Genomic DNA, 25552 nt, shown 5'->3' with positions numbered 1-25552 from the left:
CCGCCAGGTCCTGTCCGGCCGGTCGTGCCGGGCGCGCGATCGACCGGACAGGACCTACTCCTCGCGTACGGCCGCCACCGCCTCGCGGACGTCCGGGTCGGGGTCGTCGGCGAGCCCGTCCAGCACCTCGGCCACGCCAGGGGTGGACCAGCGGGCGAGGGCCCAGACCAGTTCCTCGCGTACGGCGGCCTCCGGGTGACCGGCCAGCCCGGCGAGCCGGTCCACCGGGCCGCGGCGGCGCAGGGAGAACCAGTGCAGGGCCTCGCGCAGCACCGCGGGATCGCCCGGATCGCCCGCCGCGGCGATCCGGGCGAGCAGGACGCGCACCGGCGGTGGCGGGCCGTCCAGCGGGTGCGGACGGCGCTCGCGCAGGCGGCGCCCGCCGTACTCGCCGCGGATCCGGCAGCCGGCACAGGTGCAGGGGCGGGTGCCGTGCGCATCCGGCCGGTAGCGCCAGCCCGCCACCTGCGGCGCGCTGCGGATCCGGTGCACCTCGCGGGCCGTCACCGCGCGGGGGAGGAAGACCTCCCAGCCGCGCGGGTCGTCCAGGGCGGCGACCCGCCGGACCGCCTCGGCAGCCGGCACCAGCTGCTGGGTGCCCCGGGCGCGGTGCCCGTAGTGGCCGACCAGCACGGGCTGCTCGTCGTCCAGCCGGACGTGCACCGCGACCAGGCCGCCCCTCGTCCCGAACCGGGCCAGCTCGCGCAGCCACTGGTGGGTCAGCGTGTACGAGGGGAGCACCGGGAAGCAGTACACGCCGCGCGCCCCGCCCTGTCCCCGGCTGTCGGCCCGGATGCCGGCCCGCCGGATCCGGGCCGCGCTCGCCGCCGAGGTCAGATGAACGAAGATCGCCATGGAGCGGGATGCTAGCGCGCTGCCCAGGGCAGCGGCAGGGGCAGGGGCAGGGGCAGGGGCGAGGGGCGAGGGGCGAGGGGCCGGAAGCTCCGGAACGAATTCCTCCGGACGTGTCGAATCCGGCGGAGGAACCGCGTCGCACAGGATGAGGCCGCGGACGCGTGCCGGGAGGCGATCCGGCTGACCGCCAACAGGGTCGAGCGGGCCGAACTCGCACGGCGGCTGGGCGCCCTGCCGGCTGACCGTGCCCGGCGCGCAGTCGGGCCTCGCGGCCGGTCAGGGTACCCGACCGGGCAGGCCGTCCGGCCGGGCATGGCACCCGACCGGAGGGCCTCGCGGCAGGTGGGGTCTCTCGACCGGTCAAGTCTCTCGATCATTGAGAGATATGATGCGACCGACCGTCACCGGCCCCGGCACGAAGGGCGCTTCACGATGCTCACCGGCAGCCCCACCGCCCGGCGCCGAGCCCGGCTGCTGATCCCGCTCGCCCTGTTGCTCGTCTGGCTGGGCCTCGGCGGGGCGTTCGGCTCGTACGCGGGCAGGCTCTCCGAGGTCGCCACCAATGACCGGGCCGCCTTCCTGCCGCGCAGCGCGGAGTCGACCGAGGTGGCCCGGCTCGGGCAGGAGTTCCAGACCGCCGCCACGCTGCCGGTGATCGTGGTCTGGGAGAGCCGCACCGGGGCTGTCGGCGAGGAGCAGCGCGCCGCCGCCGAACGCGCCCTGGCCGCGGCCGCCGGCGTCCCCGGCGCCACCGGGCGGGTGTCGCCCGCCGTGCCCGCCGGGGACGGCCGCGCCCTGCAGGGCGTCGTCCAGCTCCGTGCCGACCTCGGGCGGCAGACCGGCGACAGCGTCCGCGCGGTGCGCGAACTCGCCGCCCGGGTACCGGACACCACCGTCGGCCTGGCCGGCCCGGCCGCGGTCGCGGCCGACCTCGGCAGCGCCTTCGCCGGTATCGACGGACTGCTGCTCGGCGTCGCCCTCGGTGTGGTGCTGCTGATCCTGCTCGCGGTCTACCGGGCCGTCCTGCTGCCCCTGCTGGTCATCCTCGGCGCGGTGTTCGCCCTCGGGATCGCCTGCGCCCTGGTCTACCTGCTCGCCGGCCACGGCCTGGTCCGGGTGGACGGCCAGGTGCAGGGCCTGCTCTCGATCCTGGTGATCGGTGCGGCCACCGACTACGGGCTGCTGCTCTCCGCCCGCTTCCGGGAGGAGCTGCACCTGCACGGCGACCGGTTCGCCGCGATGCGCACCGCCTGGCGGCGGTCGGTCGAGCCGATCGCCGCCTCCGGTGCGACCGTCGCCCTCGGGCTGCTCGTCCTGCTGCTCTCCGACCTGACCAACAACCGGGCGCTCGGGCCGGTCGGCGCGGTCGGGATCGGCTGTGCGGTGCTCTCCGCGCTCACCTTTCTGCCCGCCGCCCTCGCTCTGCTCGGCCGCGCCGCCTACTGGCCGGCCCGGCCGGCCGCCGACGGACGGGCTCCGGTGCACGCCGTCTGGGAGCGGGTGGCCGCGCTGGTCGGCCGCCGGCCGCGCGCCACCTGGGCGGCGAGCCTGGCGGTGCTCGCCGCCCTGGCCGCGTTCGCGCCCACCCTGGACTCCGGCGGCGTGCCGCAGAGCGAGCTGTTCGTCAAGGCCCAGCCCTCGGCGGCCGGCCAGCGGCTGCTGTCGGCGCACTTCGCGGGCGGCTCGGGCAACCCGGCCGTCGTCCTCGCCGGGGCCGGGCAGGCCGAGGCGGCGGCCGCCGCGGCCGCCGTCCCCGGGACGGCCGGCGTCCGGCCGTACACGGGTGGGGCGCCGGGAGGGGTGCCGGGAGGCGTTCCCAAGGTGGTGGACGGGCGGGTCCGGCTGGACGTGACGCTCGCCGACCCGGCCGACAGCGACGAGGCCATCGCCACCGTTCGCCGCCTACGGCAGGCGGTGCACACGGTGCCGGGCGCGGACGCGCTGGTCGGCGGGTACACCGCGCAGCAGTACGACACCCGGGTCACGGCGGAGCACGACCGGTCGTTCATCATGCCGGTGGTGCTGCTCTGCATCCTCGCCGTGCTCGTCCTGCTGCTGCGCTCGCTGCTGGCACCCGTCCTGCTGGCCGCCACCGTCGCGCTCTCCTACCTGGCCACACTCGGCGTCAGCGCGCTGGTCTTCCCGCACGTCTTCGGCTTCACCGCCACCGACCCCTCGGTGCCGCTGTACGGGTTCGTGTTCCTGGTCGCGCTGGGCGTGGACTACAACATCTTCCTGATGACCCGGGTGCGCGAGGAGGCGCAGCGGGTCGGCACCCGGGAGGGGGTGCTGCGCGGGCTGACCGCGACCGGCGGGGTGATCACCTCGGCCGGGGTGGTGCTCGCCGCGACCTTCGCCGCGCTCGGCGTGATCCCGCTCGCGTTCCTTGCCCAGATCGCCTTCATCGTGGCCTTCGGCGTGCTGCTGGACACGCTGCTGGTGCGGTCGCTGCTGGTGCCCGCGCTGGTCCGCGACCTCGGGGAGGGGGTCTGGTGGCCCGCCCGGCCGGGCCGGGTGACGGCTCGTCCGGCGGTGCCTGAGCAGGTCGGCGAGCGGGTCTGACGGCGCCCGTCGGCGGGCGCCGTCGGCGGGCGCCGCGGGTGAGCGCCGCCCGTTAGGCTGAACGGGTCAGCACGCCGTACACGACCCGGAGCGGATGATCTTGTCGGAGCAGGAGCCGAGCACGCCCCCGACGATGCCCGTAGCGGCCGACACTCCGGCTCTCGGGCGGCTCCTCCAGGACCTCGCCTCCGAGCTGCACCTGCTCGGCCACGGCTTCGCCGCCGCGAGCGGCCTGCACGCCACCGACGTCCAGGCGCTGCTGGCCGTCATGCGGGCGGCGCCCGGGCAGGACGGCGGCCCCGGCGGGATCACCCCCGGCCGGCTGCGCGAGGAGCTGGCCCTCACCTCGGGCGCCGTCACCGCGGTGCTGGACCGGCTGGAGCGCGCCGGGCACATCCGGCGCACCCGGGACGCCGCCGACCGCCGGCAGGTGCTGGTGCACTACCTGCCGGGCGCCGGGCTGATGGCCGCCGAGTGGTTCGCGCCGGTAGCGCGGCGCACGGAGGTGGTGCGCGGGGAGTTCACGGCGGCGGAGCTGGCCGCGGTGGCCCGCTTCCTCGGCCGGCTCACCGGCGAGCTGGAGGAACTTCGGCACACGCGCTGACCCGCGGCACACGCGCTGACCGCGGTGCGCGCCCCGGCCGGAGTGCACGCGCCGGCAGCGGCACCTGCACAGACCGTGCCCCCCGCGCTGACCGTGCCCCCCGTGAGCTCTATCGGCCGAGCCGACGGGTGATCAGCGCGTCCAGACCGTCGAGGATGCGCTCCAGGCCGAACGCCAGGGCCTGGTCGTGGCCGTCCTGCGCCGTCATCGCCACCGCGAGCGCGGGGAAGCGGTCGGCGTGCTCCTGGACCAACCCGCCGAGGACGGCCAGCATCTGCGACTCGGGTTCGCCGCCCGGCCCGGCGGCCCGGGCCTGCTCGGCGATGCCGCGGACGTGGCCGGCCAGCAGGACGGCGGCGTCCATCCGCTCGGGCCCGGTCAGCCCGTTGCCGTCCAGCGCGGCCACCACCCGCTCCAGCCAGGCGAGTTCCCTCGGGCCCATCACCCGGGGGCCGACGGGTGCGTCCAGCAGCCAGGGGTGGGCACCGAAGGCATCGGTCAACTGTGCGGACCAGTCGCGGAGCTGCTCGCGCCAGTCGGGTGCGCCGGTGGCTGCGGCGGGTTCGCCGACCGCCTCCTCGACCATCAGCGCGACCAGCTCCGCCTTGCCCGGCACGTACCGGTAGAGCGACATCTTCGTGTAGTCGAGCAGCCCGGCCACCCGCTGCATCGAGACGGCGCCGAGCCCCTCCGCGTCCGCGATCTCGATGCCGGCCCGGGCGATCCGCTCCAGGGTGAGCGCCGGCTTGGGCCCCCGGGTCGGTTTCGGGTGGGGGCCCCAGAGCAGTCGTGCCGTGTCGGCCGCCCCGCTGCCGGATCCGCTGCTCAATCCCCGCTCCCGTCCCTGCCTCCGGCGCCGGCTCCTTGCCGAACCGGCCCCACTGTGTCTACCGTACACAGCAGCAATCAGTGTCCGACGGACACAGTTTCTGGAGGGCGACGGACCTCGCCGCGCCCGCCGGCTTGCGGCGGGCCGCGGCGATCTCATCGGATGGAGCGGTTTCTCATGGGCACGAAGGTCCTCATCTCGGGGGCGAGCATCGCCGGGCCCGCACTGGCCCACTGGCTGGGGCGGTACGGCTTCGAACCGACCGTCGTCGAGCTGGCCCCCGCCCTGCGCGGCGGAGGCCAGGCCGTCGACTTCCGCGGCGAGACCCACCTGACGGTGCTGGAACGGATGGGCGTGCTGGACGAGCTTCGCCGGATGGGCACCGGCGGCAGCCCGATGAGCTTCGTCGACCGGCGCGGCCGTCAACTGCTCCACCTGCCGGCCGACTTCGCCGGAGGTGACGTCGAGGTGCCGCGCGGCGAGCTGGCCCAGGTGCTGTACCGGCACAGCCTGCCCGCCACCGAGTACGTCTTCGGCGACTCGATCACCGCGCTGGAGGAGACGCCCACCGGCGTCCGGGCGGAGTTCCGGCACGGCGCGCCGCGCGCGTTCGACCTGGTGATCGGCGCCGACGGGCTGCACTCGAACGTCCGCCGGCTGGCCCTCGGGCCCGAGCGGCGCTACGTCCGCCACCTCGGCTACTACGCCGCCACCTGGCAGCTTCCCAACGACCTGGGCCTCGCGCCCGGTTCGGTCGGCCTCAATGTGCCGGGCCGGCTCGCCTCCGTCGGCGCGGACCACCGTGACCCGGCCAGGGCCGGCGCCTTCTTCCTCTTCGCCTCGCCCGAACTCGCCTACGACCGGCACGACATCGAACAGCAGAAGACGCTGGTCAGGGACGCCTTCGCCAGCCTCGGCTGGGAGGTGCCCCGGCTGCTGGAGAGCCTGCGGGAGGCCCCGGAGCTGTACTTCGACTCGATCAGCCGGGCGGACGTGCCCGTCTGGTCCACCGGCCGGATCGCCCTGGTCGGCGACGCCGCCTGCGGCGCCACCATCGGCGGCATGGGCACCGGCACCGCCGTGGTCGCCGCGTACGTCCTGGCCGGTGAACTCGCCCGCGCCCGCGGTGACCACCGCGCCGCCTTCGCCCGGTACGAGAACACCGTCCGCGGCTACGCCGAGGGCTGCCAGAAGGGCGGCGACCGCACCGGCCCGTTCCTCGCCCCGGGGACGGCGGCCGGACTGCGGGTGCGCAACGGGCTGCTGGGGCGGCGGTGGATCCTCAACCGGATGCTGGAGCTGGGCAGGAAGGTCGGCAGCACCATCGAACTGCCCGACTACGAAGCCGAGTCGGCGGCACACTGACCGGTGCGGCCCCCGCCGTCCGGCGGGTTCATCTCATGGGCGTGATCCGGGTGCCGCCGTCCAGCACGGCCTCCACCGAGACGGTGGCCCGGGCGGGCCGTTCGACGGCGAGGGTGTGGTCGGGCGCGGGCCGGTCGGCCGTCCAGTCGGGGCCCTTGGCGGTGATCCGGGCGACCCGGCGGCTGCCCGCCGCCAGCAGGAACTCGGTGCCCTGCGGGGAGCGCCACCACGTCCAGCCGACGGTGTCCTGCTCGAACCGGCTGCACGCCCGCCCGGGCCCGCCCCCGGTGCGCTGCGGGCTGCGCGCCCCCGGCAGCAGGACGGCGGTCGCGGCGCTGCCTTCGCCGTTCCACCGGTCGGCCCGCAGACAGACCCAGGACGCCGCGCCCGCGTTCTGCGGCAGCTGCTGCACCGCGAACGCCCAGAGGTCCAGCTGCTTGACCCCCGGCGTGCCGTCCGGCACCGCGCAGCCGCCGTGCGCCCAGGCCCGGAGCGCCTCCGGGGTGACCGCCTCGCGGGCCTCGCGGTCCGGCTGGGTGCGGTCCGGCGGCGGGGTGTAGCTGAGATGGGCGGGGACGAGCCCGCCGAGGTCGGCCAGCAGGAAGGCGTGCTTCTCGGCGATCACGGGGGAGGAGTGCAGCTGGACTACGGTGGCGTCCCGGCAGTCCGCGAGCGGCCCGGGGGAGCTGATGGCCGCCGGGGCGCCCGGGGCCGCGGCCGTCACCCCGTCCGCGCGGTCCAGCGGCTTGGCGGGAGCGTCCGGCTGGTCGATCCGCCGGGTTTCGGCCGCGTCGATCCAGGGGGCGAGCAGGTAGCGGGCGGAGGTGCCCTGGCGGCGCAGCACCACCGCGCCCGCAGTGGTGACGGAGGAGCCGTCGGCCCGGGCGAGGTCGAGCCCGCCGCCGCGCCCGTCGCTGTAGCGGGCCAGCCGCCCGCCGTCGTACAGCACCACCACGGCCGTGCCGTCGACCGTGCCGGCGAACAGCAGGTGCGGCGTCCCGGTGGGCGGGGCGGTGTCCGTGCCCGGCTCTGCCCTGGTCTGCGGGCCGGGCCGGCCGGCCTGTGCCCAGGCGGTGAGCGCCCGGCTGAGCAGGGTGGTGTCGTCGCGGCGGTCGCCACGGGCGGGCCATGCGGAGAAGTCGAGCCGTGCGGTGTGCTGCCACTGGTCCGGCGCGACCCGGACCAGCCGGGCCGGGTCGGACGCCGCCCCGGCCGGCGGCGCGGGGAGCGGGTGGGCGGCGGCCGGGCCGCCGCCGGCGGAGGATCCGGACAGCACGGCGGCCGTGGTGGTGAGCGCCAGCGCGGCCACCGCGAGCGTGGCGCCCACGGTGCGGCGGCGGCGCAGCAGGTCGGTCGGCTGGACACGGACGGCGCAGGGGTCGAAGGCGGGCAGTTCCGGCGCGGCGGTGGGGAGTTCGGCGGCCCGGTCGACGGCCCGGTCCGGCTCGGCGGCCCCGGCCGCTCGCAGCACCTCGGCGGCCTGCCCGGGCGTCAGGTCCTCGACCGCCAGCAGCGCGAACGCCGCCCGCGCGGACGCGTCCAGACCGGCCAGCTCCCGGTCCAGCGCCGCGTCCTCCTCCCCGCCGCCCGGGGTGAACAGCCGCACCCCCCAGACCCGTGGCGCGAGCAGCCGGTCCACGGGCCGCGGCCGCAGGGCGGCGCGGAGCACCCGCAGCCGGAGCGCGGCGTACACCTGGTCCTCGTCCGGGCCGGCCGGGGCGCCCGGGCCGGCGGGGCGGCGCCAGCGGGAGGGCAGGGCGCACTGGACGGCCGCGTGCGCGGCGAGGACGCGGCTGTGGCGGTCCCGGTCGGCGGGCAGGGCCAGGTACGCCAGCCGCACCAGCCGGCGGTAGTGGCGTACCAGGACCGCCTCGGCCCGTGCCACCGGGCGCACGGAGGCGCCTTGCGGCGATGGTCCGGCTGTCCGTTCTGCCAACGCGTCCTCCCCGGAGCCGTGCGTGGTCGTGGTGGACGGTCCAACGAGTCGATCATGTGATGGTTGCGCCGTCCGGGGTGGGTCTTCGCGGCGCGGGCGGTGGCGATCAGTGGCGGGGCCGGGGCGCGGCCGTGAGGGGGGCAGGGCCGTTGGTCCCCGATTTTCAGCCCGTTGGCCTCTGGCGGTGTGCCTGGGCAGGGGCGATGCTCCAGGTGTACCCGGCCGGACGACGGTCGTCCGGCCGACATCGTTCGCGGACGAGGTGAACCGGCGTGCGGCATGCCACCGTCGAATCTGTGATGACCAGCCCTGTGGTCCGGGTCGCGCCCGAGACCGGCTTCCGGGAGATCGTCGCGCTGCTGGCCGAGTACGACATCACCGGTGTGCCGGTGGTGGACGCGCAGGGGCGGCCGCTGGGCATCGTCTCGGAGGCGGACCTCCTGCTCACCCTGGCCGCGCAGGAGGACCCGGGCAGTCTCCTGCCGGCCCCCGAACTGCCCCGGACCGGGCCGGGCGGCGCCGTCACGGCCGCCGACCTGATGACCGGCCCGGCGGTCTGCACCACGCCGGGCACCAGCGTGGTCGCGGCGGCGCGGCAGATGCGCCGGCACGGGGTGAAGCGCCTGCCGGTGCTGGACGCGGAGGGCCGGGTGTTCGGCATGGTCAGCCGGGGCGACCTGCTGCGGGTCTTCCTGCGCGAGGACCGGGTGATCCGGAGGGAGATCGTCGAGGAGGTGCTCGGCCGGATCGAGGGGGTCAGCCCCGCCGAGGTGGGCGTGGAGGTGGACCAGGGCCGGGTGGTGCTCAGCGGCACCGTCCCGGAGCCGCACCTCGTCCCGATCGTGCTGAACCTGTGCCGTTCGGTGGACGGTGTCGTCTCGGTCACCGACCGGCTCGGCAGCAGCGGCGCGGCGCCGGCCCCGGTCGGCTGACGGCGGCCGGCCGCTGGTGGCGGACCCGGAGGATCCGCTTCGCATACTGCGGAGCGTATCGGGTAAGTCACTCTGTGTACTGGCCGGCATCGGGCCGCCGGTACGCAGGGGCACCGGGGAGGCGGCCGTGGCAGTCGTGTTCGATGCGGACTTCACTTCGACCAGGCAGTGGACGGCGGGCCGCAGCAGCGCCTATCCCCGGATGGGGCCGACCAACCGGGGCGACCACAAGCTCGACTTCCTCGGCCGCGCCTACTGCCCGGGCGGGGTGTTCACCGCCACCCGGCAGCAGGGCGGGGAGCTGTGGACGTGCAGCCTGCTCACCACCGAGGGGAGCGCGGAGGGCTTCCAGGTCCGCACCGGCGACGTGATGGCCGCGCGGGTCACGCTCCCGGTCGAGCTGGGTGCCTGGCCGGCCATCTGGACCTGGCGGGACGGCGGCAACGAGGTGGACGCCTTCGAGTACCACCCCGACCACCCGGACCTGCTGGAGATCTCCAACCACGTCCGCGGCGGCTTCCGGTACTGGCACGGCGGCGCCGCCGGCATAGCCCCGGGCGCGACCTTCGACCTGCGGACCGTGCTCGGGGCGTACTCGGTCGACTGGTTCGTCGACGGCACCCTGGTGCATGCGGACCGCCGCGGGGTCGGGCCGGACTGGCACGCGTACCTGATCGTCAACATGTCGGTGGCGGACGGCACCTACCACGACCGCCCGCCGGCCGACGGGCCGGACCGGCTCAGCTGGGTCTGCCACAGTCTGCGGGTCGAGCGCTGAGGCCGGAACCTGCGGGTCGAGCGCCGAGGCCGGCGCCCGCGGCAGGGCCGCCCGGCCTCAGGCGTCCGGCGGGAACGTCGCGGTGATCAGGCCGCGCGGGCCGGAGCGCTGGAACCAGACCACCCGGCGGTGCGGACCGATGAACGCGGGGTGCGTCACGTAGAGGTCGTCGCGCGGGGCCTGCTCGTTGCCGGGGGCGAGGGCGGCGTCACGCGCGTCGTCGGCGATGGCGCGCAGCAGCGCGTGGGCGGTCGCGGTCGCCGCGGACGGGGCGATGGCGAGGGCGGTGAGCTCGTCCCAGAGGCGGGTCGAGACGTAGGCGATCGGCGAGCGGCCGAGGGCCGGGTGCGGGCGACCGTCCTCGTAGCGGCGCAGCACCCCGGCCGCGACGAGCCGCTCGCGGTCGTCCGCCGCCGGATGGTGGTCCATGGGTGGCAACGCTACCCGGTGGGCCTGACCGGCGGGGCGGGGGAGCATTTCCGCGCATTCTCAGGCAATCCTCACGCTCGCCCGGCCGCTTGCGGGCGCACGATGGTGGGTGGGGTGCCGCGGTGGACGGGGCGCCGGACACCTCGGCGGGCCCGGGCGGGCCGGAAGAGGAGGTCGTCATGAGGCACTGGTACGGACACGGGCACGGACACGCCCTCGGTGGCTGGGGCCTGGGGCTGATGGCGATCGCGATGCTGCTGGTCCTGGCGGTGCTGGTGCTGCTCGTCGTCGCGCTCGTCCGCCATCTGTCGCGGACGCCGCGGACGGTGCCGCCCGGCGCGTGGGGGCCGGGCGGGGTCGGGCCGGGCGGGGCGGCAGCGGTGCCGCCGGGGCGGGCGGAGCCGCCGACGGCGGAGCAGTTGCTCGCCGAGCGGTTCGCCCGCGGGGAGATCGATGCGCCGGAGTACCGCCACCGGCTGGACACGCTGCGCGCCGCCGAGGGGCCGGGGCCCGGCACGGGCGGCGGAGGGTGAACGGGCGGAGGGCCGCCGCGTCTCCGCGCGGCGGCCCTCCGGTCCGTGCCGGGTGCTGTTACTCGACGACCAGCTCGACCGGGATGTTGCCGCGGGTGGCCCGGGAGTACGGGCAGACCTCGTGCGCCTGCTTGACGAGCAGCTCGCCGCTCTCGCCGGCGAGGGAGTCCGGCAGCTCGACGCGCAGGATCACCGCGAGGCCGAAGCCGGCGCCGTCCTTGCCGATGGAGACCTCGGCGGTGACCGAGATCTCGCCGGTGTCGACCCGCGCCTGCCGGCCGACCAGGCTCAGGGCGCTCGCGAAGCAGGCCGCGTAGCCGGCGGCGAACAGCTGCTCCGGGTTGGTGCCCTGTCCGCTGCCGCCGAGAGCGGGCGGCATCGCCAGGGCGAGGTCCAGCTGTCCGTCGGAGCTGACGGTGCGGCCCTCCCGGCCGTTCGCGGTGGCCACTGCGGTGTAGAGCGCGTCCATGGGTCCGTTCCCTTCCGTCCTGCGTCGGTCGTGCTTCTGTCCTCGGCGGCCGGGTGGGCCGCCTTCCGGGTTCCAGTAGAGCACGCAATTCAATTGCGCACAACTGAATCGCGCATGCGGCCGGTACGATGGGGTTCATGGCCAAGCTCCCCGAGACCGATCGCTCCGACCCGACCGACGCGGACCTGCTCCGCGACGAGGAGCTGCTCCGCCTCGACCAGCAGATCTGCTTCTCGCTGAACGCCGCCTCGCGCGCCTTCGGCGGCGTCTACCGGGTGCTGCTCAAGGACCTCGGCCTCACCTACCCCCAGTACCTGGTCATGCTCGTGCTCTGGGAGCACGGCGACCTGCCCGTGAAGCGGATCGGCGAGCGCCTGCGACTGGACTCCGGCACCCTCTCCCCGCTGCTCAAGCGGCTGGAGGCGGCGGGCCTGGTCCGCCGCGAGCGCAGCCCCGAGGACGAGCGGTCGGTGAACGTCAGCCTCACCGACGCCGGGCTGGTCCTGCGCGAGCGGGCGGGCCAGGTGCCGCGCCGGCTCCTCGCCGCGACCAGCCTCCCGGTCGAGGACCTCGCCGCCCTGCGCTCCCTGCTGGACCGGGTCACGGGCGCGCTCGACTCGGCCGTCCTCGCGGGCGGCGACGGCGCCTGACGTCGGCGACATCGGCGGACCTGCGGAAACGGTGGCGGACCCCGGCTGACGCCGGCGGACCTGTGGCGACGGCTCAGGGCGTGTTGGCGGGGGAGTGGCGGTGAGTTGTGATCGGCTTGGCGGCATGCTCGGGGCCCGCGCCCTGAGCGGACCTCGCCGGATGGATCAGAAGGGCCTGCGATGGAGCTGTTCCCGCCGATGCCGCTCGCCGGGTGGCAGGACACGAAGGAGACGCTGCACCGCTTCGCGCAGATCGTCGGCAAGATCCGGCTCGCGGCGAGTGTGCGGCGCAATCACTGGTGGAACGTGCCGTTCCACCTCACCGGGCGCGGGATGACCACCCGCCCGATGGGCCGGATCGACGGCATTCCGGCCGCCGGCGCGGTCTCCGGTCCGATCTTCACGATCGACTTCGACTTCGTCGAGCACCGGCTGGTCGTCGCCACGGTGGACGGCCGGACGGTCTCCTTCCCGCTGGCCGGCCAGTCCGTGGCGTCGTTCCACCGCGCGACCCTGGACGCCCTGGCGGCCCTGGGCGTCCAGGTCGAGATCCGGATCCCCCGCCCGTACGCCCTGCCCGACGCCGCACGGCCGTTCGCCGAGGACGTCGAGCACGCGTCGTACGATCCCGACTGGGCCAACCGGTACTGGCGGGTCCTCGGCCAGGTGGCACTGGTGCTGGAGGAGTTCGCGGCCCGGTTCTCCGGCAAGGCCAGCCCGGTGCACCATTTCTGGCACAGCCTGGACATCGCCCACACGCGCTTCTCCGGGCGGATCGTCCAGCAGCCCCCGCAGGTGGACCCGGTCACCCGGGAGGCGTACTCGCGTGAGCTGATCAGCTTCGGGTTCTGGTTCGGTGACGCGGACCTGGGCGAGCCGGCCTTCTACTCGTACACGGCCCCCGAGCCGGCCGGGCTCGCCGAGGACCCGCTCACGCCGGCCTCCGCGCGGTGGTTCGCCCGCAACGGCGGCCATCTGGCCGTCCTGCCCTACGACGCGGCGCGTGCCGAGGCCGACCCGGTGTCGGCCGTCCTGGCCTTCTACGAGAGCGCCTACCAGGCCGGGGCCGCGCGTGCCGGCTGGGACGCCGACGGCCTCGCCTGCCCCGGTGGCATCACGGACCCGCACCTGCGGGGTCCGTTGCTCTGAGGCGGTCAGTGCAGGTGGAGCTGCCAGTCGGCGGGCACCTTGCCGCGCGGTCCCGGCGTCGGCTGGGAGAGCGGGTGTGCGGCGGGCGGGGCCAGCTGCGGGCCCTCGTAGTACTGCTCGGTCTCGACGTTCCAGAACCACGCCTCGCCGGGTTCGAAGCTCGCCAGGAAGGGGTGCCCCGCCGCCCGGGCGTGCTTCGTGGCGTGCTGGGAGGGCGAGGAGTCGCAGCAGCCGATGTGGCCGCACGCGGTGCAGCGCCGCAGGTGCAGCCACCACCCCGGTCCGTCGTCCGTCAGGCACTCCACGCATCCGTCCCCGCTCGGCCGTGCGGTGGGGTCGATGCCCGGGATGTCGTCATCGCTCATGTCGCATGCCTCCCTGGTCGGGCACGGGCGCGGGCTCGGCTGCTGCGGCGCTCGCGGGCACTCCGGCGGTCCCGGGCACTCCTGCACTCCGGCCCGACGACGGTCCGGCGCCGGGTGCACCGGGCCGTACTTGCATCGTAGCGGCGGGAGGGGCCGGCCGGCGGACCCGTTCGGACGCAGTGCCCCGAGCATCGCGGTCGGGGCGGGAGCGCGCCGCGCCGAGCGGCCGGGGCGGTCCCTCCGGGGCGGCGGGGCGCACCGTGTCCGGCACTCCGAAGTCCGGCGCGTTGGCACGGGAGGCGGTTCGAAGTGTCCGGTACGGGCGATATGGGTCCACACTCTAGGGAAGAGCTTGTCGCCCGTCCGGCGGCAGGCCCGCACTCCTCTCCCGGAGGTACTTCATGTCCAGGATCAGTGACAGCGACTCCATGCCCACGCCGGACCACCTGCTCCACACGGGGGCCGAGCACCCCGTCGACCCCGAGGACATGGTGCGCGCCTCGGGGCGCGAGCCCACTCCCGCGCTGATCGAGAAGGCCCGGCAGGACCTCGCCAAGTACGGAGCCGCAGCGGTGGAGCGCCTGCTCCCCTGACCCGCCACCTGCGGGAATGCCGGCCACCCCCCGAACGCCGGCACCCGCGCGAAGAGCCGGCACCCCCAGAAGGCCCCGCAGCGAAGCGGGGCCTTCTGGCATGTCCGGGGCCGTCGCCGGTGGAGCGCGTGAGGACGATCGGCGTCACCTTCCGTGGGTGCCGCGGGTCTGCATATGCAGGTAGTCGACATATCTTGTCTGATGACTTATGGTCCTCATGTGGCGGCCCGTCAGCTACGGGCGTCCAGCGGCCCCGTGCCCGCCGACGCCCCTGCTCGCCGACCTCCGTGACCGCCGCCCCGGCGTGCTGGTCCGGCAGGTCGGGCGGACCGGCCACGACCGAAAGCGAAGTGACCGTTCATCAGATGCCTGCGTGTCGCCGGCACAGATCCGTGTTCCACGAGAGGAGCGCAGTGCACCACCGTTCCCGCACGCCGAGGGTGTTCGGCGTCGGCATAACCGCCGCCCTGAGCCTGGCCCTGGCCGCGCCACCCGCGCTGGCCGGACCGGCCACGGACCCCGATCCCGTCCCCGGCCTGGTGGCCGGCCAGGGCACCGCCGCCCCGCAGCTGGTCACCGGCCTGGCCGAGCCGGCCTCCGGCAGCCCGGCCGACGCCGCCCGGGCCCATCTCGCGGCCCACCCGGACCGCTACCGGATCGATCCCGGTGGGCTGGCCGAAGCCGGTACCGAGCGCAGCGCCGACGGCCGACGTACCGTCAGGTTCCAGCAGCACCACGGCGGTGTGCCGGTGCTCGGCGCGCAGTACCTGGTCCACCTCACCGGCGACGGTGCCGGGCAGAAGGTCGAGTCGGCCGGCGGCAAGTACTTCACCGGCCTCACCGCGCCGACCACCCCGGCCGTCCCGGCCGCGACGCTGCGCGACCTCGCGCTCGGCTCGCTCACGGACCCGCGCGTCCGTGCCGCGGCCACCGCCGAGGACGCCGGACTGGTGATCCTGCCCGGCGGCGCCGGCCGGCTGGCCCAGCACTTCACCCTGCGCGGCACCGACCCGGCCACCGGCGGGCGGCTGGTCCGCGAGGTCTTCGTGGACGCCACCGCCGGAGCGATCGCCCTGGCCTTCGACGCCCACGCCCCGTACGAGGTCGGGGGCAACACGACGACGCGCGCCGCGGCGGCCGCCGTCGAACCCGCCACCGGCACCGCCCCGGACGCATTCGGGCGATCCGTCAAGGTGAACATCGGCCGCCTCCCGGACGGGAGTTACCAGCTGACCGACCTCACCCGGCCCGCCACCATCACCACCTATGACGCGGCCGGGCGGGACGCCGAGGACTTCCGGGGCACCATCCCCGCCGACGCCCTCCCGGCCCACTCCCCGACCCCGGACTTCCCGGCGGCCAGCGGCACCAGCGGCGCCACCGACGCCCACCTCAACGCCGCCACGGTGTACGACTTCTACCACGACCGCCTCGGCCGGGACGGTCTGGACGGGAAGGGCGGCCCGATCACCTCGGTGGTCAACGTGACGGCCGGCGGCGATCCGTTCCCGAACGCCTACTGGGACGGGAAGAAGATGGTGTACGGCGCCGCCGACGCCAAGTACCAGCCGTTCTCCGTCGCGCTCGACATCGCCGGGCACGAGATGACCCACGGCGTCGTCCAGAACACCGCCAACCTGATCTACGCGGGCCAGTCCGGCGCGATGGACGAGGCGCTGGCCGACTACTTCGGGAACGCCATCGAGGTGACCGCCCGCGGCCTGCAGATGAACGACCCGAAGGCCGCGCTGCTCGGCGAGAACAAGTGCCGCACCGGTACCCCGGAGGCCTGCGCGGACCGCCGGCTGGACGACCGCCGCACCACCGTGGACGACTACGTCGGTGCGGGGCGCGGGCTCGACGACGGCGGGGTGCACCTCAACTCGACGATCTTCTCCGGCGCGTTGTGGGACATCCGGCGCACCCTCGACCCGCTCACCGCCGACCGGCTCGTCTACCGTGCGCTCGCCGACTACCTCACCCCGCTCGACGACTTCATGGACGGGCGCAACGCCGTGCTCGCCGCCGGGCGTGCGCTCGACCTCAGCCCGTCCCAGCTCCGTTCGGTGGCGAAGGCGTTCGACGGGCACGGGATCCGGGCCGGCTGGCAGTCCCGGATCGGCCTGGACAGCCGTACCGTGCTGCCCGAGGTGAACAGCATGCTCGCCGCGCCGGCCGCCGCCAACGGCCGCTGGGTGATGTCCAACAGCGATCCGCTGGGCAAGACCGTGCCCGCCCTGTACACCGGGTCCGTCACCGGCGGCGGTGCCCCCACCCGGCTCAGCCCGGACGACGGCCGCTACCACATCGCGGCCGCCACCGACGGCACGTCCGCCGCGTGGCAGGTCCAAGGACTCGACTCCGAGCACCGGTGGGGGGCGGAGGTGCTGACCCGCTCGCTGTCCGGCGGCGAGATCCGCAGCCTGTTCCGCTCCGCGACCCAGCAGCCCAGCGAGGTCCGGATCTCCGGCAACGACATCGCCTTCATGGTGTCCGACTCCAACGGACGGTCCCGGGTCCACCTCTCCCACAACGGCGCCCCGGCGGTGGAACTCCCGCTGCCCGACGGTCACGCGCCGATGGGCCTCACCCTCAAGGACGGCACCCTCGGCTGGACCGAGTACTGGACGGCCGGGGAGGACCGCGTCAACGCGCCGACCGTCTACTCGATCGCCGCCGGCAAGGTCACCGCCCAGTACCTGCCGCAGGACGGGAAGGCGCGCATCGCCTCCACCGTGCTCGCGGGAGGACGGCTGCTCTGGGTGGAGACGCCCGGTGACCCGACCAAGCACACCTCCATCCGGTCCGGTGCTCTGGACGGATCCGGGGTGACCGATGTGCTGCCCGGCAACGCGCCCTATGCCGCGCCGAGCGCCACCATCACCGCCTCGGACCGGGCCGTCACCTACGAGTCCCCGAGCAGCAAGCCGAGCACCGGCTGGTCCAACGCCGCGCTGCCCAAGCTCTGGCAGATCCCGGTCACCGGCGGCACGCCCCAGCGGCTCTCCTGCAACCGGGGCGGCCAGTACCAGGCCGCGGCCGACCAGGGCACCCGGGTGATCTGGCTGGACGCCACCCCCGGCCGCACCGACCTGGTGGTCCGCGACCGTCCGGCCGGCGGCTGCTGACCCCTCCTGCTCCACGGCCGGCCGGCCGCCGAACCCTTCGGCGGTCGGCCCGCCGACCGTCCGTCAGGCCGACCGGCCGGCCGACCGCTGCCGTGCGATGCGCGCACCCCGATGCCGCCGCGAACCCGGCCGGGAATCCCGGGCCCTCTGCGGTGAGCCGGGCCGACGAACCGTCACCGAACCGTCACCGAGCCGTCGGTGCCCGCCGGTTGCTGCCGGCCCGCACCCCGCGGGTGCATCGCGAGCAGGGCCGAGTACGATCTCCGGCACGACTGAGTCGGGCACCCGCTCCGTGGACGAGGGGAGCGGCCGCCGCATGCGGTGGCACCCCGGGCAGGACTCCGGCCGTGCGTTTGCGGCCGGGCTTCCCAGCGGGTGGCCGGCACTACGCACGGTTCGAACGGGGGAGCGAGCGGATATGACCACACCGGCAGGTAACGAACAGTTCAGCTTCAACAGCCAGGCCATGAACGGCGCGCAGTCGGCGCTGAACGGCATGGCACTGGACAGCAAGACGATCGGCGCGCTGGCGGACGAGTCGACCAACGCGGCCGCCGCGGCGCACAAGGGCTGGGAGACGGCGGGGGCGCTGCGGGCGGCGCTGACCGAGTGGCACGAGCAGGTGGACCAGCTGACCGCCCGTCTGCACCAGAACAGCGCGGCGATGCAGCAGACCACGTTCAACTATCACACCACCAACCAGTCCATCGCCGACGCGTTCAAGGTGAAGTGACCCATGCTCGGATACGAGGACGTCCTCAACGCCAACCCCGCCACCCTCTCCACCGCCGCCGTGAAGTGGCGGGAGATGGCCCAGAAGTTCCACACCATGGAGACCGACTTCGACCGCGACGTGCTGTCGGTGACCCGCAACGGGCTCTGGACCGGTGGCACGGCCGGCCTGGCCGACTTCCAGCTGATGATGACCAAGGGCCAGATCGCCGCCGCCCAGGTCGAGGCGAACGCCATGGCCTCGCTGCTGGACGACGCGCACGGGGACTTCGAGGCCGCGCAGAAGGAGGTTCGCGCGGCCGCGGAGGGCGCGGTCAAGGCCGGGTTCAAGGTCACCGGCACCGGGGTCGCCGTGCTCGACCCCAGCACGCTCGACCCGGGCACGCGCAACGACCTCCACCACGACGCCGACACCCAGCGGGCGTACCAGGAGGCCGCGGGCAAGTGGACCAAGGCCATCGAGGCCGGCATCCAGAAGGCCACCGACGCCGACCAGCGCGCCGCGCGTGCCCTGCGCAGCGCCTCGAAGGCGGGCAGCTCCGACAACACCTTCAACGCCCAGGCGGTGGGCGGCGGCGACAAGGCCGACGCGCAGCGGGCCGCCGACCTCGCCACCCGGATCGACAGCCTGAACGACGACGAGCGCGGGCAGCTGGCGAACCTGATGAAGGCCAACGCGGACAGTCCCGAGTTCTCCCGGACGCTGCTGGACAAGCTCGGCCCCGAGAACACCCTCAAGCTCGCGGAGAAGCTCAACAACCCGGGCAAGGACGACGGGAAGAAGGGCACCTACCCGGGCCTGCAGACCGATCTCACCCGGGCCATCGCCTCCGCCACCCAGGACCCGAACACCGAGTTCTACAAGAAGTGGCGCGAGGGGCTGAAGGAGAACGGCACCAAGAACTTCGGCTCCAACACCGAGCCGGTCTACGGGTACCAGATCCTCAGCACCCTGATGACCAAGGGCGACGCGAAGTACTCCACGCCCTTCCTCACCGACCTCGCCGACGACATCGTCGACAGCGAGAAGAAGCACCCCGGCCTGTGGAGCTACCGCGCATCGCACGACGGCACCTCACTGGGCGCCGACCCGCTGGACGAGGTCCTCGGGGTGATGGGCCGCCAGCCCGAGGCGGCGACCTCCTACCTGGACCCGGGCGCGGACGCCTCCAACAAGCGGCTGCACTACCTGTTGAAGGAACGGGACTGGCCCGAGGGCTACCTCACCGGCTACACCGGCATGATCAAGATGGAGGACCCGCTCTCCCAGAGCGGCCTGGCCGCCGCGATCGAGGCCGCCTCCACCGGTGAGCGGGCCGGTACCGCCCACGACGGCAAGCACACCGAGGCGCAGGCCCGCGTCATGCACGACACCATCGTCACCATGGACGAGGGGCACGGCGGCGACAAGATCAAGGACACCCTGCGCCAGCCGCTCGCCAACGCCCTCGCCGACTACGTCGGTGACACCCACGAGCTGCTGAACGGCCGCAACGACGTCTACAACGGCCACACCGGGCACGACTCGGTCTGGAAGGACGGAGACACCACCCGGATGGCCGTCGGCCAGGACAGCCTGGTCCGGTTCATGCGCGGACTCTCCGAGGATCCGGCCGCGTACGGCACCCTGCACCAGGCGGAGACCGGGAAGATCGCCCAGGAGCTGGCGGCCATCGGGCCCAACCCCACCGAGTCCCAGATGAAGGACCCGATGGGCAAGGGCGCTGCCGCGCTCGGTGTCTTCGACGCCATCCGGGCCGACGCCGCGATGGACATGCGCGACGACAAGAACGCCCAGGCCGACTGGAAGGCCAAGGTCCTTTACCACACCATCGGCGCGCCGATCACCCCGATCGCCCCGCTCGGCGACGCCGCCCAGCGCATGGTGGACACCTGGACGTACGCCGTCAGCCTGGAGGAGAAGGACCAGAACAACACCGAGGCCAACGCGAAGATCTCGGACACCTACCTGGGCGCCAACCGCGAGATGTCCGACCTGGTCGGCATCTGGGCGCGGGACCGCGGCCAGAACCCGGACAGCCCCGAGATCAACTCGCTCCAGGACGACATGCTCAACAGCCGCAACCGCAGCAACGACGTCGCGAGCCGCTACCTCGGCCGGGGCAACGCCTGATGGTGTCCGCCCCCGTCTCCCGCCGCACCGCGGCCGCCGCCACCGCCCTGGTGGTGGCGGCCGCGGTCGGCGCGGGTCTGTGGTGGTCCGCCGGGCGTGACGACCCCGACCGCGACTGCGCCGGACTCCGCGGTGACGACCGCGTCCGCACCGTGCTCGGCGCCTCCTGGCGGTCCGGCCTGCCGTGCGGCGAACTCGCCGAAGGCCTGCGCCGGGCCACCGTCGGCGGCGACCCCGGCAGCCACACCCTGGAACAGGCCCGCGCCCTGCGGACCGTCCTGCTGGCGGTCGCGGGCCGGGCGGACCACCGCGTCCACCCCGACGTCCGCAGGCCGCTCGCCGAGGCGCTCGCCGACTACGCCCCCGACACGCACGCCGTGCTCACCGGGATCAACGACGTCTACACGGCCCACGACGGGCCCGGCGCGGACGCCTGGCAGGACGGGAACGGCGTCCACGTCGCGGTGGAGAAGAGCCAACTGGTCCACGTGCTGCGGGGCTTGTCGCAGGACCCGGCGGCCTACGCGGTCCTGCGGGCCGCCGACCTGCGGCAGGGGGCCCTCGGGATCGCCGCCATCGGTCCCGAGCCGTCCGTGCCCGCGATCGAGGACCCGCTGGCCCGCGCCGCCGCACCCGCCGGAGTCTTCGACGGCATCGCCGACGCCGCCGTGCGGGACCGCGACGCCAAGGCCCGTACCGCCTGGCAGGACGCCGCCCTGACCGGCCTGGCCCCGGCCGCGGCGGTCCCGGTCTTCGCCGCCGACCCCGCCGGCCACCTCACCCAGAGCTGGCTCCAGCAGGTGGCCGCCGCTCCCGACCGCTTCGCCCGCCTCCACGACCAGGCCGCGGGCCTCCTCGCCGTCTGGGCCGACGCCACCCACCGGGACGAGGAGAAGACCGGCCTGCCCGCGCTCCAGGACCGGGCGCGCACCACCACCGACCGTGAACGGGCGGACACCGTCAAGCAGTTCGAACAGGGCAGCGCCTGACGCCCGGTCTCCCGGGCCAGCGTGGGTAGCACCGTCGCGCGGACCACCGGCGCGCGGGCTACCGGGGCGGGCCGCAGAGGTGGGACTCTTCGGGTATGGACCGGGAGCCCGAGTACGGCGGAGCCGGGCCGGCCGGGGCGCTCGATGTCGCGCCGACGGCCCGTACGGCGCTCGCGTGGCTTCCGCCCGAGCAGCTGTGGCCGCCGATCCAGGACATCCGCTGGGAGCACGACCCACAGGTCCGCCGGTGGCCGCCGCACGTCAACCTGCTGTTCGGGTTCGTACCGGAGTCCGAGTTCCGGCGGGCGGTCCCGGCCGTCGCCGCCGCGGTGGCGCGGACGCAGCCCTTCACGGCCCGCCTGCACGGGGTGCGCAGCTTCCGGCACCGGGCGTATGCGACGGTCTGGCTCGACCCGGCCGCGGCCGGTGCGGCACCGTGGACCGCGCTGTACCGGCTGCTGCTGGAGCGGTTCCCGCGCTGCGGCGGCCGGCGCCCGGGGTTCACCCCGCATCTGTCCCTGGGCCGGACCCGGGATCCGCAGGGCCTCGCCGCCGAGTGCGCGGCCCGGCTCGGGACGGCGTCCGCGGAGGTGCGGGAGGTGGTGCTGCTCTCCCGCCGCGGCGGCGACGATCCGATGCTGCCCCGCGCGACCGTCGCCCTGGGCAGCGGCGAGGTCCGCTGGGCGCCCGGCCCCTCCCCGCCCGGAGCTGGCTGAGCCGGCCGGGCTGCCCGTTCTCCCACGGCAACGGGCCGGCTCACGGCGGCAGCGGGGCCCTCCTGCCCTCCGCCCGGAGCCAACCGGCCGAGGCGGCCCGCAGGATGCGGCGGAATTTCGGGCACTCCCGGTGGCTGGGCGCGGGGCAGTCGGCGGCGTGCTGCAAGGAGTCGCGCAGGGCGCTGAGTCTGCGGATCGTCGCGTCCAGCTCCTGCGCCTTGGCGGCGAGCATCAGCCGGTCGAGACGCGGCTGTCCGTCGGGCGCGAGCATGCCGGCGATCTCGTCGAGGGAGAACCCGGCGGCGCGGGCCAGGGCGATCAGTCCCAGCTGTTCGATGACGCCGGGATCGAACTGGCGGCGCAGGCCGCGCCGGCCGGTGGAGGCGATCAGCCCTTTCTCCTCGTAGAAGCGCAGGGTGGAGACGGGCACTCCGGTGCGCCGCACCACCTCGGCGATGTCCAGGTCTGTCATCTGTTGACCTCAAGTCGGCTTGAGGTGGAACGGTGTCATCCCCGGCCCGCGAAGGCAACCGACAGGAGACGGCCATGGAGAACACGCAGAACACGCAGAACACCGCAGAGGACCAGGCGGCACGGTGGAACGGCCCCGGCGGCCGCGCCTGGGTCGAGGCCCAGTCCGTGCTGGACGCCATGCTCAAACCGTTCGGGGACCTGCTCCTGGAAGCGGTCTCCGTCGGAGCCGGAGACCGGGTGCTCGACGTCGGCTGCGGCACCGGCGGCACGACGGTGGCAATCGCCGGGCCGGCCGGCGCGCAGGGCCGCTGTGTCGGCGTCGACATCTCCGAGCCCATGGTCGCCGCCGCCCGGGCGCGCGCCGAGCGGGAGGGCTCGCAGGCCCGCTTCGTCTGCGCCGACGCGCAGGAGTACGCGTTCGAGCCCGCCGCCTTCGACGCGGTCGTCTCCCGTTTCGGCGTGATGTTCTTCGACGACCCCGTCCGGGCCTTCGCCAACCTGCGGCGCGCCGCGCGGGACGGTGCCGAGCTGCGGTTCCTCTGCTGGCGTGGCCTCGAGGAGAACCCGTTCATGACGACGGCCGAGCGCGCCGCGGCGCCGCTCCTGCCGGACCTCCCCCCGCGCCGGCCGGACGCGCCGGGGCAGTTCGGCCTCGCGGATCCGGACCGGATCCGCCGGGTGCTGGCGGAGAGCGGCTGGGCCGGGATCGACCTCCGGCCGGTCGACGTGGTCTGCACCCTGCCCGAGCGGGAGCTGGTCCCGTACTTCACCCGGTTCGGCGCGCTCGGTCCGGTACTGCCCGGGGTCGACGAGCGGACCCGCGCCCAGGTCGTCGAAACGGTCCGCGCGGCCTTCGACCCCTTCGTGCACGGCCCGGAGGTCCGCTTCACCGCGGCCTGCTGGCTGGTCGGCGCCCGCGCCTAGCCTGCTCCCGGTAGCCGGCCCCCGGCGTCGGTCATGCCCCGTCCCCAGCGTCGGAGCGCGCAGGGGACGGCGCATGACCGGGACGTCTCGCGGCCGGTCGCCGACGGGGTCAGCCCATGGTCTTGGCGCCGTCCAGGGCCTCGCGGATGATGTCGGCGTGGCCGGCGTGCTGGGCGGTTTCGGCGCTGATGTGCAGCAGGACACGGCGGGCGGACCAGCGGGCGCCGGGTTCGAACCAGGGGGCCTTGGGCAGCGGGTGGGAGGCGTCGAGGTCGGGGAGGACGGCGATGAGTTCGTCGGTGCGGCGGGCGGTGTCGGCGTAGTCGGCCAGTACGCCGGCGAGGGTGTCGCCCGGGAGCATCCGGAACTCGTCGGCGCGCCGGGCGAAGTCGGCCTCGGTCATGGCGCTGAAGTCGCCCATGGCCGTGGGGCCTTCGAGGATGAAGTCCACCCATCCGCGCTCGACCGAGGTGACGTGCTTGATGAGGCCGCCCAGGCAGAGCTCGCTGGGGGTGGTGCGGAGTCCGGCCTGCTCGTCGGTGAGGTCGCGGGTGGTGAAGCGCAGGAATCGGCGGTGCTGGCCCAGCACGGCCAGCAGGTCGGCGCGCTCCCCGCCGACCGCGACGCCGCTCTGCTCGGGGGCGCTCTGCTCGGGGGTGGTCGACTCGGGGGTGGTCGTGGTGTCGGTCATGGTCTCCGCCTTCGTTGGTCCTGTTCCGTGGCCAAGAACTACGGTAGGGGTCATGTGGGTCAGATCATGTCCTAGTTGACGAGTGATCGGGAGTCGGTTGCCTACGCCGGCCCGACCGTCCGGCGTACCGTCTCCAGCCCGACCAGCTCGATGTGCGGCGTGCCGTCGGCGTCCCGCCCCAGCCGGGCGGGGTTCTGCACCAGCAGGCCACCGGTCATGACGTAGCCGCCGTCCTGCAGCGCGCCCAGCGGGAAGGTCCGCGGGCCGAGACGCAGGTTCAGCGCGGGGCCGTCCTGGGTGAGCGTGTATCCGCCTTCGTAGTGGCCCAGGTACGGGGCCGTGACCGCCGGGTCGGCCGGGCTGGTCCGCTCGCCGAGTGCGCGCAGGGCCTGGACGGCGGCCCGGTGGTCGGCGCGGACCTCGGCCGGGACGCCCTTGTTCAGCCCGAACCGCTCGCTGAGCAGGAGGTTGAGAACGTACAGGTAGAAGTACTGGCCGGTCGGGGACGGGTTCATGGCGTTGAGCACGACCAGCCCGATGTCGCGTTCGGGCAGGAACCCGATGTACGAGGTGAAGCCGTCGATGCCGCCGTTGTGCCAGATGAGCGAGGTCCCGTCGCAGAACCGGTTATGGATCCAGCCCATGCCGTAACCGGAGTCCGCGACGTCGGGATCGAGCTCCGGCGACACCGGCACCGGGATGTGCGGCTTCCAGCATTCGGCGAGGTTCTCGGCCGACACCACCCGCCGCCCGTCCACCGAGACGCCGCGACGCAGTTGCAGGCGGACGTAGGCCGCCATGTCGTCCAACGATGCCAGCGTCCCGCCGGCCGGGGCGTAGCTGCCGACCGGCCCGTAGGCCAGCGGGGTGCTCGCACCCGTGAGGTCGGGCCCGTTGCCGCGGACGAACTCGGCGACCAGGCCGCGGGGGTCGTCCGCGACGAGGGCCCCGGTCATGCCGGCCGGCCCGTACACCCGGTGCCGCAGGTCGTCGGCGAACGCGCCGGTCAGCCGGTCGCCGGTGACGCCGGAGCGCAGCAGCGGGAGGTACCCGCCGGCGCAGTACACGGTGTTGTTGTAGATCCAGGTGGTGTTCGGCGGGGCCTGCACCGGCAGGTTGACGAGGGACTGGAGGAGTTGCGTGGCCGTGGGGTCGCCCTCGTGGAGACCGGACAGGGCCGGGGGCTCGTCGATTCCCGAGGCCATGCCCAGGAGGTCACGAACCTTCAGGGTGTGTGTCAGGTCGTCCGTGGGGGCCCGGAAGCCCGGCCAGGCGTCGACGACCCGCTGGTCCCACGCCAGCTGCCCCTGGTCGACGTAGGTGGCCACCGACAGGGACGACATCGACTTCGTGGTCGAGGCCACCAGGAACCGTGCCGAGGACGTGACCGGCTCGCCCGTCCCTGGATCCCGGAGACCGAGCGGCAGGCTGAGCAGTACCTCGTCCCTGCTGACCACGGCCACGGCCGCACCGACCATGCCCATGGCCGTGAACTCCTCCCGGACCTGTCCTGCGAACTCCGCCCAACCACCGGCGGCCGCCGCCGCCCGCGCCGAGGTCGTCGCCCGGCCGCCGAGCCCCGCCGCCAGCCCTCCCGCCGCCACCGCCCGCAAGACGGCCCGTCGCGTCGGTCCGCCCGGCATGGTTGTTCCGGCCGCGCTGAGATCCATCACTGTCCCTGGGGTGAGGTCCGGGGCGTCGGGGCCGGGGGTCGG

At 74.6% G+C, this 25552-nt stretch carries 24 protein-coding genes; 15 read left to right on the top strand and 9 right to left on the bottom strand.

The features are described from left to right. Window positions 1-54 precede the first annotated feature (54 nt). Window positions 55-855, bottom strand: coding sequence for a HEAT repeat domain-containing protein (locus ACZ5WK_RS11380; protein WP_465547110.1), 801 nt, complete (start codon window positions 853-855; stop codon window positions 55-57). Between the two features lie 432 nt (window positions 856-1287). Between ACZ5WK_RS11380 and ACZ5WK_RS11375 the strand changes: the two genes are divergently transcribed. Next, on the top strand, window positions 1288-3417 hold the full coding sequence (locus ACZ5WK_RS11375) for an MMPL family transporter (protein ID WP_465547109.1): 2130 nt from the start codon (window positions 1288-1290) through the stop codon (window positions 3415-3417). A gap of 133 nt (window positions 3418-3550) precedes the next feature. After that, window positions 3551-4021, top strand: a complete 471-nt coding sequence (locus ACZ5WK_RS11370) for a MarR family winged helix-turn-helix transcriptional regulator (protein ID WP_465547108.1) — start codon at window positions 3551-3553, stop codon at window positions 4019-4021. A gap of 109 nt (window positions 4022-4130) precedes the next feature. On the opposite strand, the gene ACZ5WK_RS11365 is transcribed toward ACZ5WK_RS11370, so the two are convergent. Beyond that, window positions 4131-4850 carry a TetR/AcrR family transcriptional regulator C-terminal domain-containing protein gene (locus tag ACZ5WK_RS11365; RefSeq protein WP_465547107.1) on the bottom strand — a complete coding sequence of 240 codons (720 nt, stop codon included), beginning with the start codon at window positions 4848-4850 and terminating at the stop codon, window positions 4131-4133. A 177-nt stretch (window positions 4851-5027) separates the two neighbouring features. On the opposite strand from ACZ5WK_RS11365, the gene ACZ5WK_RS11360 reads away from it, so the two are divergent. Next, window positions 5028-6215, top strand: a complete 1188-nt coding sequence (locus tag ACZ5WK_RS11360; protein ID WP_465547106.1) for an FAD-dependent monooxygenase — start codon at window positions 5028-5030, stop codon at window positions 6213-6215. A 28-nt stretch (window positions 6216-6243) separates the two neighbouring features. Here ACZ5WK_RS11360 and ACZ5WK_RS11355 read toward each other — a convergent pair whose 3' ends face one another. Then, window positions 6244-8109 (bottom strand): hypothetical protein, encoded by a 1866-nt coding sequence (locus ACZ5WK_RS11355; protein ID WP_465547105.1) that lies wholly within the window; start codon window positions 8107-8109, stop codon window positions 6244-6246. Window positions 8110-8450: 341 nt separating this feature from the next. On the opposite strand from ACZ5WK_RS11355, the gene ACZ5WK_RS11350 reads away from it, so the two are divergent. Then, window positions 8451-9083: a CBS domain-containing protein gene (locus ACZ5WK_RS11350; protein WP_396322263.1), complete on the top strand. Its 633-nt coding sequence runs from the start codon at window positions 8451-8453 to the stop codon at window positions 9081-9083. A gap of 127 nt (window positions 9084-9210) precedes the next feature. Beyond that, entirely contained in the window at window positions 9211-9861 is a 651-nt protein-coding gene (locus ACZ5WK_RS11345) for a LamG domain-containing protein (protein ID WP_465547104.1), read from the top strand. Between the two features lie 57 nt (window positions 9862-9918). On the opposite strand, the gene ACZ5WK_RS11340 is transcribed toward ACZ5WK_RS11345, so the two are convergent. Further along, window positions 9919-10290 (bottom strand): hypothetical protein, encoded by a 372-nt coding sequence (locus ACZ5WK_RS11340; RefSeq protein ID WP_465547103.1) that lies wholly within the window; start codon window positions 10288-10290, stop codon window positions 9919-9921. 179 nt (window positions 10291-10469) lie between these two features. On the opposite strand from ACZ5WK_RS11340, the gene ACZ5WK_RS11335 reads away from it, so the two are divergent. Further along, complete coding sequence (locus tag ACZ5WK_RS11335) at window positions 10470-10823, top strand: SHOCT domain-containing protein (protein ID WP_465547102.1); 354 nt, start codon at window positions 10470-10472, stop codon at window positions 10821-10823. A 58-nt stretch (window positions 10824-10881) separates the two neighbouring features. Here ACZ5WK_RS11335 and ACZ5WK_RS11330 read toward each other — a convergent pair whose 3' ends face one another. After that, window positions 10882-11292 (bottom strand): organic hydroperoxide resistance protein, encoded by a 411-nt coding sequence (locus tag ACZ5WK_RS11330; RefSeq protein WP_465547101.1) that lies wholly within the window; start codon window positions 11290-11292, stop codon window positions 10882-10884. Between the two features lie 137 nt (window positions 11293-11429). Between ACZ5WK_RS11330 and ACZ5WK_RS11325 the strand changes: the two genes are divergently transcribed. Together ACZ5WK_RS11325 and ACZ5WK_RS11320 are read left to right on the top strand one after the other, a co-directional pair. Beyond that, window positions 11430-11942, top strand: a complete 513-nt coding sequence (locus tag ACZ5WK_RS11325) for a MarR family winged helix-turn-helix transcriptional regulator (protein ID WP_465547100.1) — start codon at window positions 11430-11432, stop codon at window positions 11940-11942. Between the two features lie 180 nt (window positions 11943-12122). After that, window positions 12123-13091 carry a DUF5996 family protein gene (locus tag ACZ5WK_RS11320; RefSeq protein ID WP_465547099.1) on the top strand — a complete coding sequence of 323 codons (969 nt, stop codon included), beginning with the start codon at window positions 12123-12125 and terminating at the stop codon, window positions 13089-13091. Between the two features lie 5 nt (window positions 13092-13096). Here the strand turns inward: ACZ5WK_RS11320 and ACZ5WK_RS11315 are convergent, their stop codons facing one another. Further along, window positions 13097-13456, bottom strand: coding sequence for a UBP-type zinc finger domain-containing protein (locus tag ACZ5WK_RS11315; protein WP_465547098.1), 360 nt, complete (start codon window positions 13454-13456; stop codon window positions 13097-13099). 401 nt (window positions 13457-13857) lie between these two features. On the opposite strand from ACZ5WK_RS11315, the gene ACZ5WK_RS11310 reads away from it, so the two are divergent. The 6 genes from ACZ5WK_RS11310 (at window position 13858) to ACZ5WK_RS11285 (ending at window position 21748) form a co-directional block, all read left to right on the top strand. Next, entirely contained in the window at window positions 13858-14049 is a 192-nt protein-coding gene (locus ACZ5WK_RS11310; protein ID WP_148640780.1) for a hypothetical protein, read from the top strand. Between the two features lie 413 nt (window positions 14050-14462). Further along, a complete protein-coding gene (locus ACZ5WK_RS11305; RefSeq protein WP_465547097.1) occupies window positions 14463-17177 on the top strand; it encodes a M4 family metallopeptidase in 2715 nt (904 codons plus the stop codon). Between the two features lie 418 nt (window positions 17178-17595). Beyond that, window positions 17596-17910, top strand: a complete 315-nt coding sequence (locus ACZ5WK_RS11300) for a hypothetical protein (RefSeq protein WP_465547096.1) — start codon at window positions 17596-17598, stop codon at window positions 17908-17910. A 3-nt stretch (window positions 17911-17913) separates the two neighbouring features. Next, a complete protein-coding gene (locus ACZ5WK_RS11295) occupies window positions 17914-20043 on the top strand; it encodes a hypothetical protein (protein ID WP_465547095.1) in 2130 nt (709 codons plus the stop codon). After that, window positions 20043-21032, top strand: coding sequence for a hypothetical protein (locus ACZ5WK_RS11290; protein ID WP_465547094.1), 990 nt, complete (start codon window positions 20043-20045; stop codon window positions 21030-21032). The genes ACZ5WK_RS11295 and ACZ5WK_RS11290 overlap by 1 nt, the downstream gene beginning before the upstream one ends. Window positions 21033-21127: 95 nt before the next feature. After that, window positions 21128-21748: a 2'-5' RNA ligase family protein gene (locus ACZ5WK_RS11285; RefSeq protein WP_465547093.1), complete on the top strand. Its 621-nt coding sequence runs from the start codon at window positions 21128-21130 to the stop codon at window positions 21746-21748. Window positions 21749-21788: 40 nt separating this feature from the next. Here the strand turns inward: ACZ5WK_RS11285 and ACZ5WK_RS11280 are convergent, their stop codons facing one another. Next, window positions 21789-22220, bottom strand: coding sequence for a helix-turn-helix domain-containing protein (locus ACZ5WK_RS11280; protein WP_465547092.1), 432 nt, complete (start codon window positions 22218-22220; stop codon window positions 21789-21791). A gap of 74 nt (window positions 22221-22294) precedes the next feature. Here ACZ5WK_RS11280 and ACZ5WK_RS11275 point away from each other — a divergent pair, with 74 nt between their 5' ends. Beyond that, window positions 22295-23146 carry a class I SAM-dependent methyltransferase gene (locus ACZ5WK_RS11275; RefSeq protein ID WP_465547091.1) on the top strand — a complete coding sequence of 284 codons (852 nt, stop codon included), beginning with the start codon at window positions 22295-22297 and terminating at the stop codon, window positions 23144-23146. 109 nt (window positions 23147-23255) lie between these two features. Here ACZ5WK_RS11275 and ACZ5WK_RS11270 read toward each other — a convergent pair whose 3' ends face one another. Both ACZ5WK_RS11270 and ACZ5WK_RS11265 read right to left on the bottom strand, forming a co-directional pair. Beyond that, the gene (locus ACZ5WK_RS11270; RefSeq protein ID WP_465547090.1) at window positions 23256-23837 is read right to left on the bottom strand and encodes a DinB family protein; all 582 of its coding nucleotides are present in this window, start codon (window positions 23835-23837) and stop codon (window positions 23256-23258) included. Window positions 23838-23938: 101 nt separating this feature from the next. After that, window positions 23939-25441 carry a serine hydrolase domain-containing protein gene (locus ACZ5WK_RS11265; RefSeq protein ID WP_465547089.1) on the bottom strand — a complete coding sequence of 501 codons (1503 nt, stop codon included), beginning with the start codon at window positions 25439-25441 and terminating at the stop codon, window positions 23939-23941. Window positions 25442-25552 lie beyond the last annotated feature (111 nt).

The organism is Kitasatospora sp. NPDC032757, from assembly GCF_055579305.1.
The sequence above is the reverse complement of the archived record's forward strand: the minus strand, read 5'-3'. Positions and strand labels throughout refer to the sequence as shown.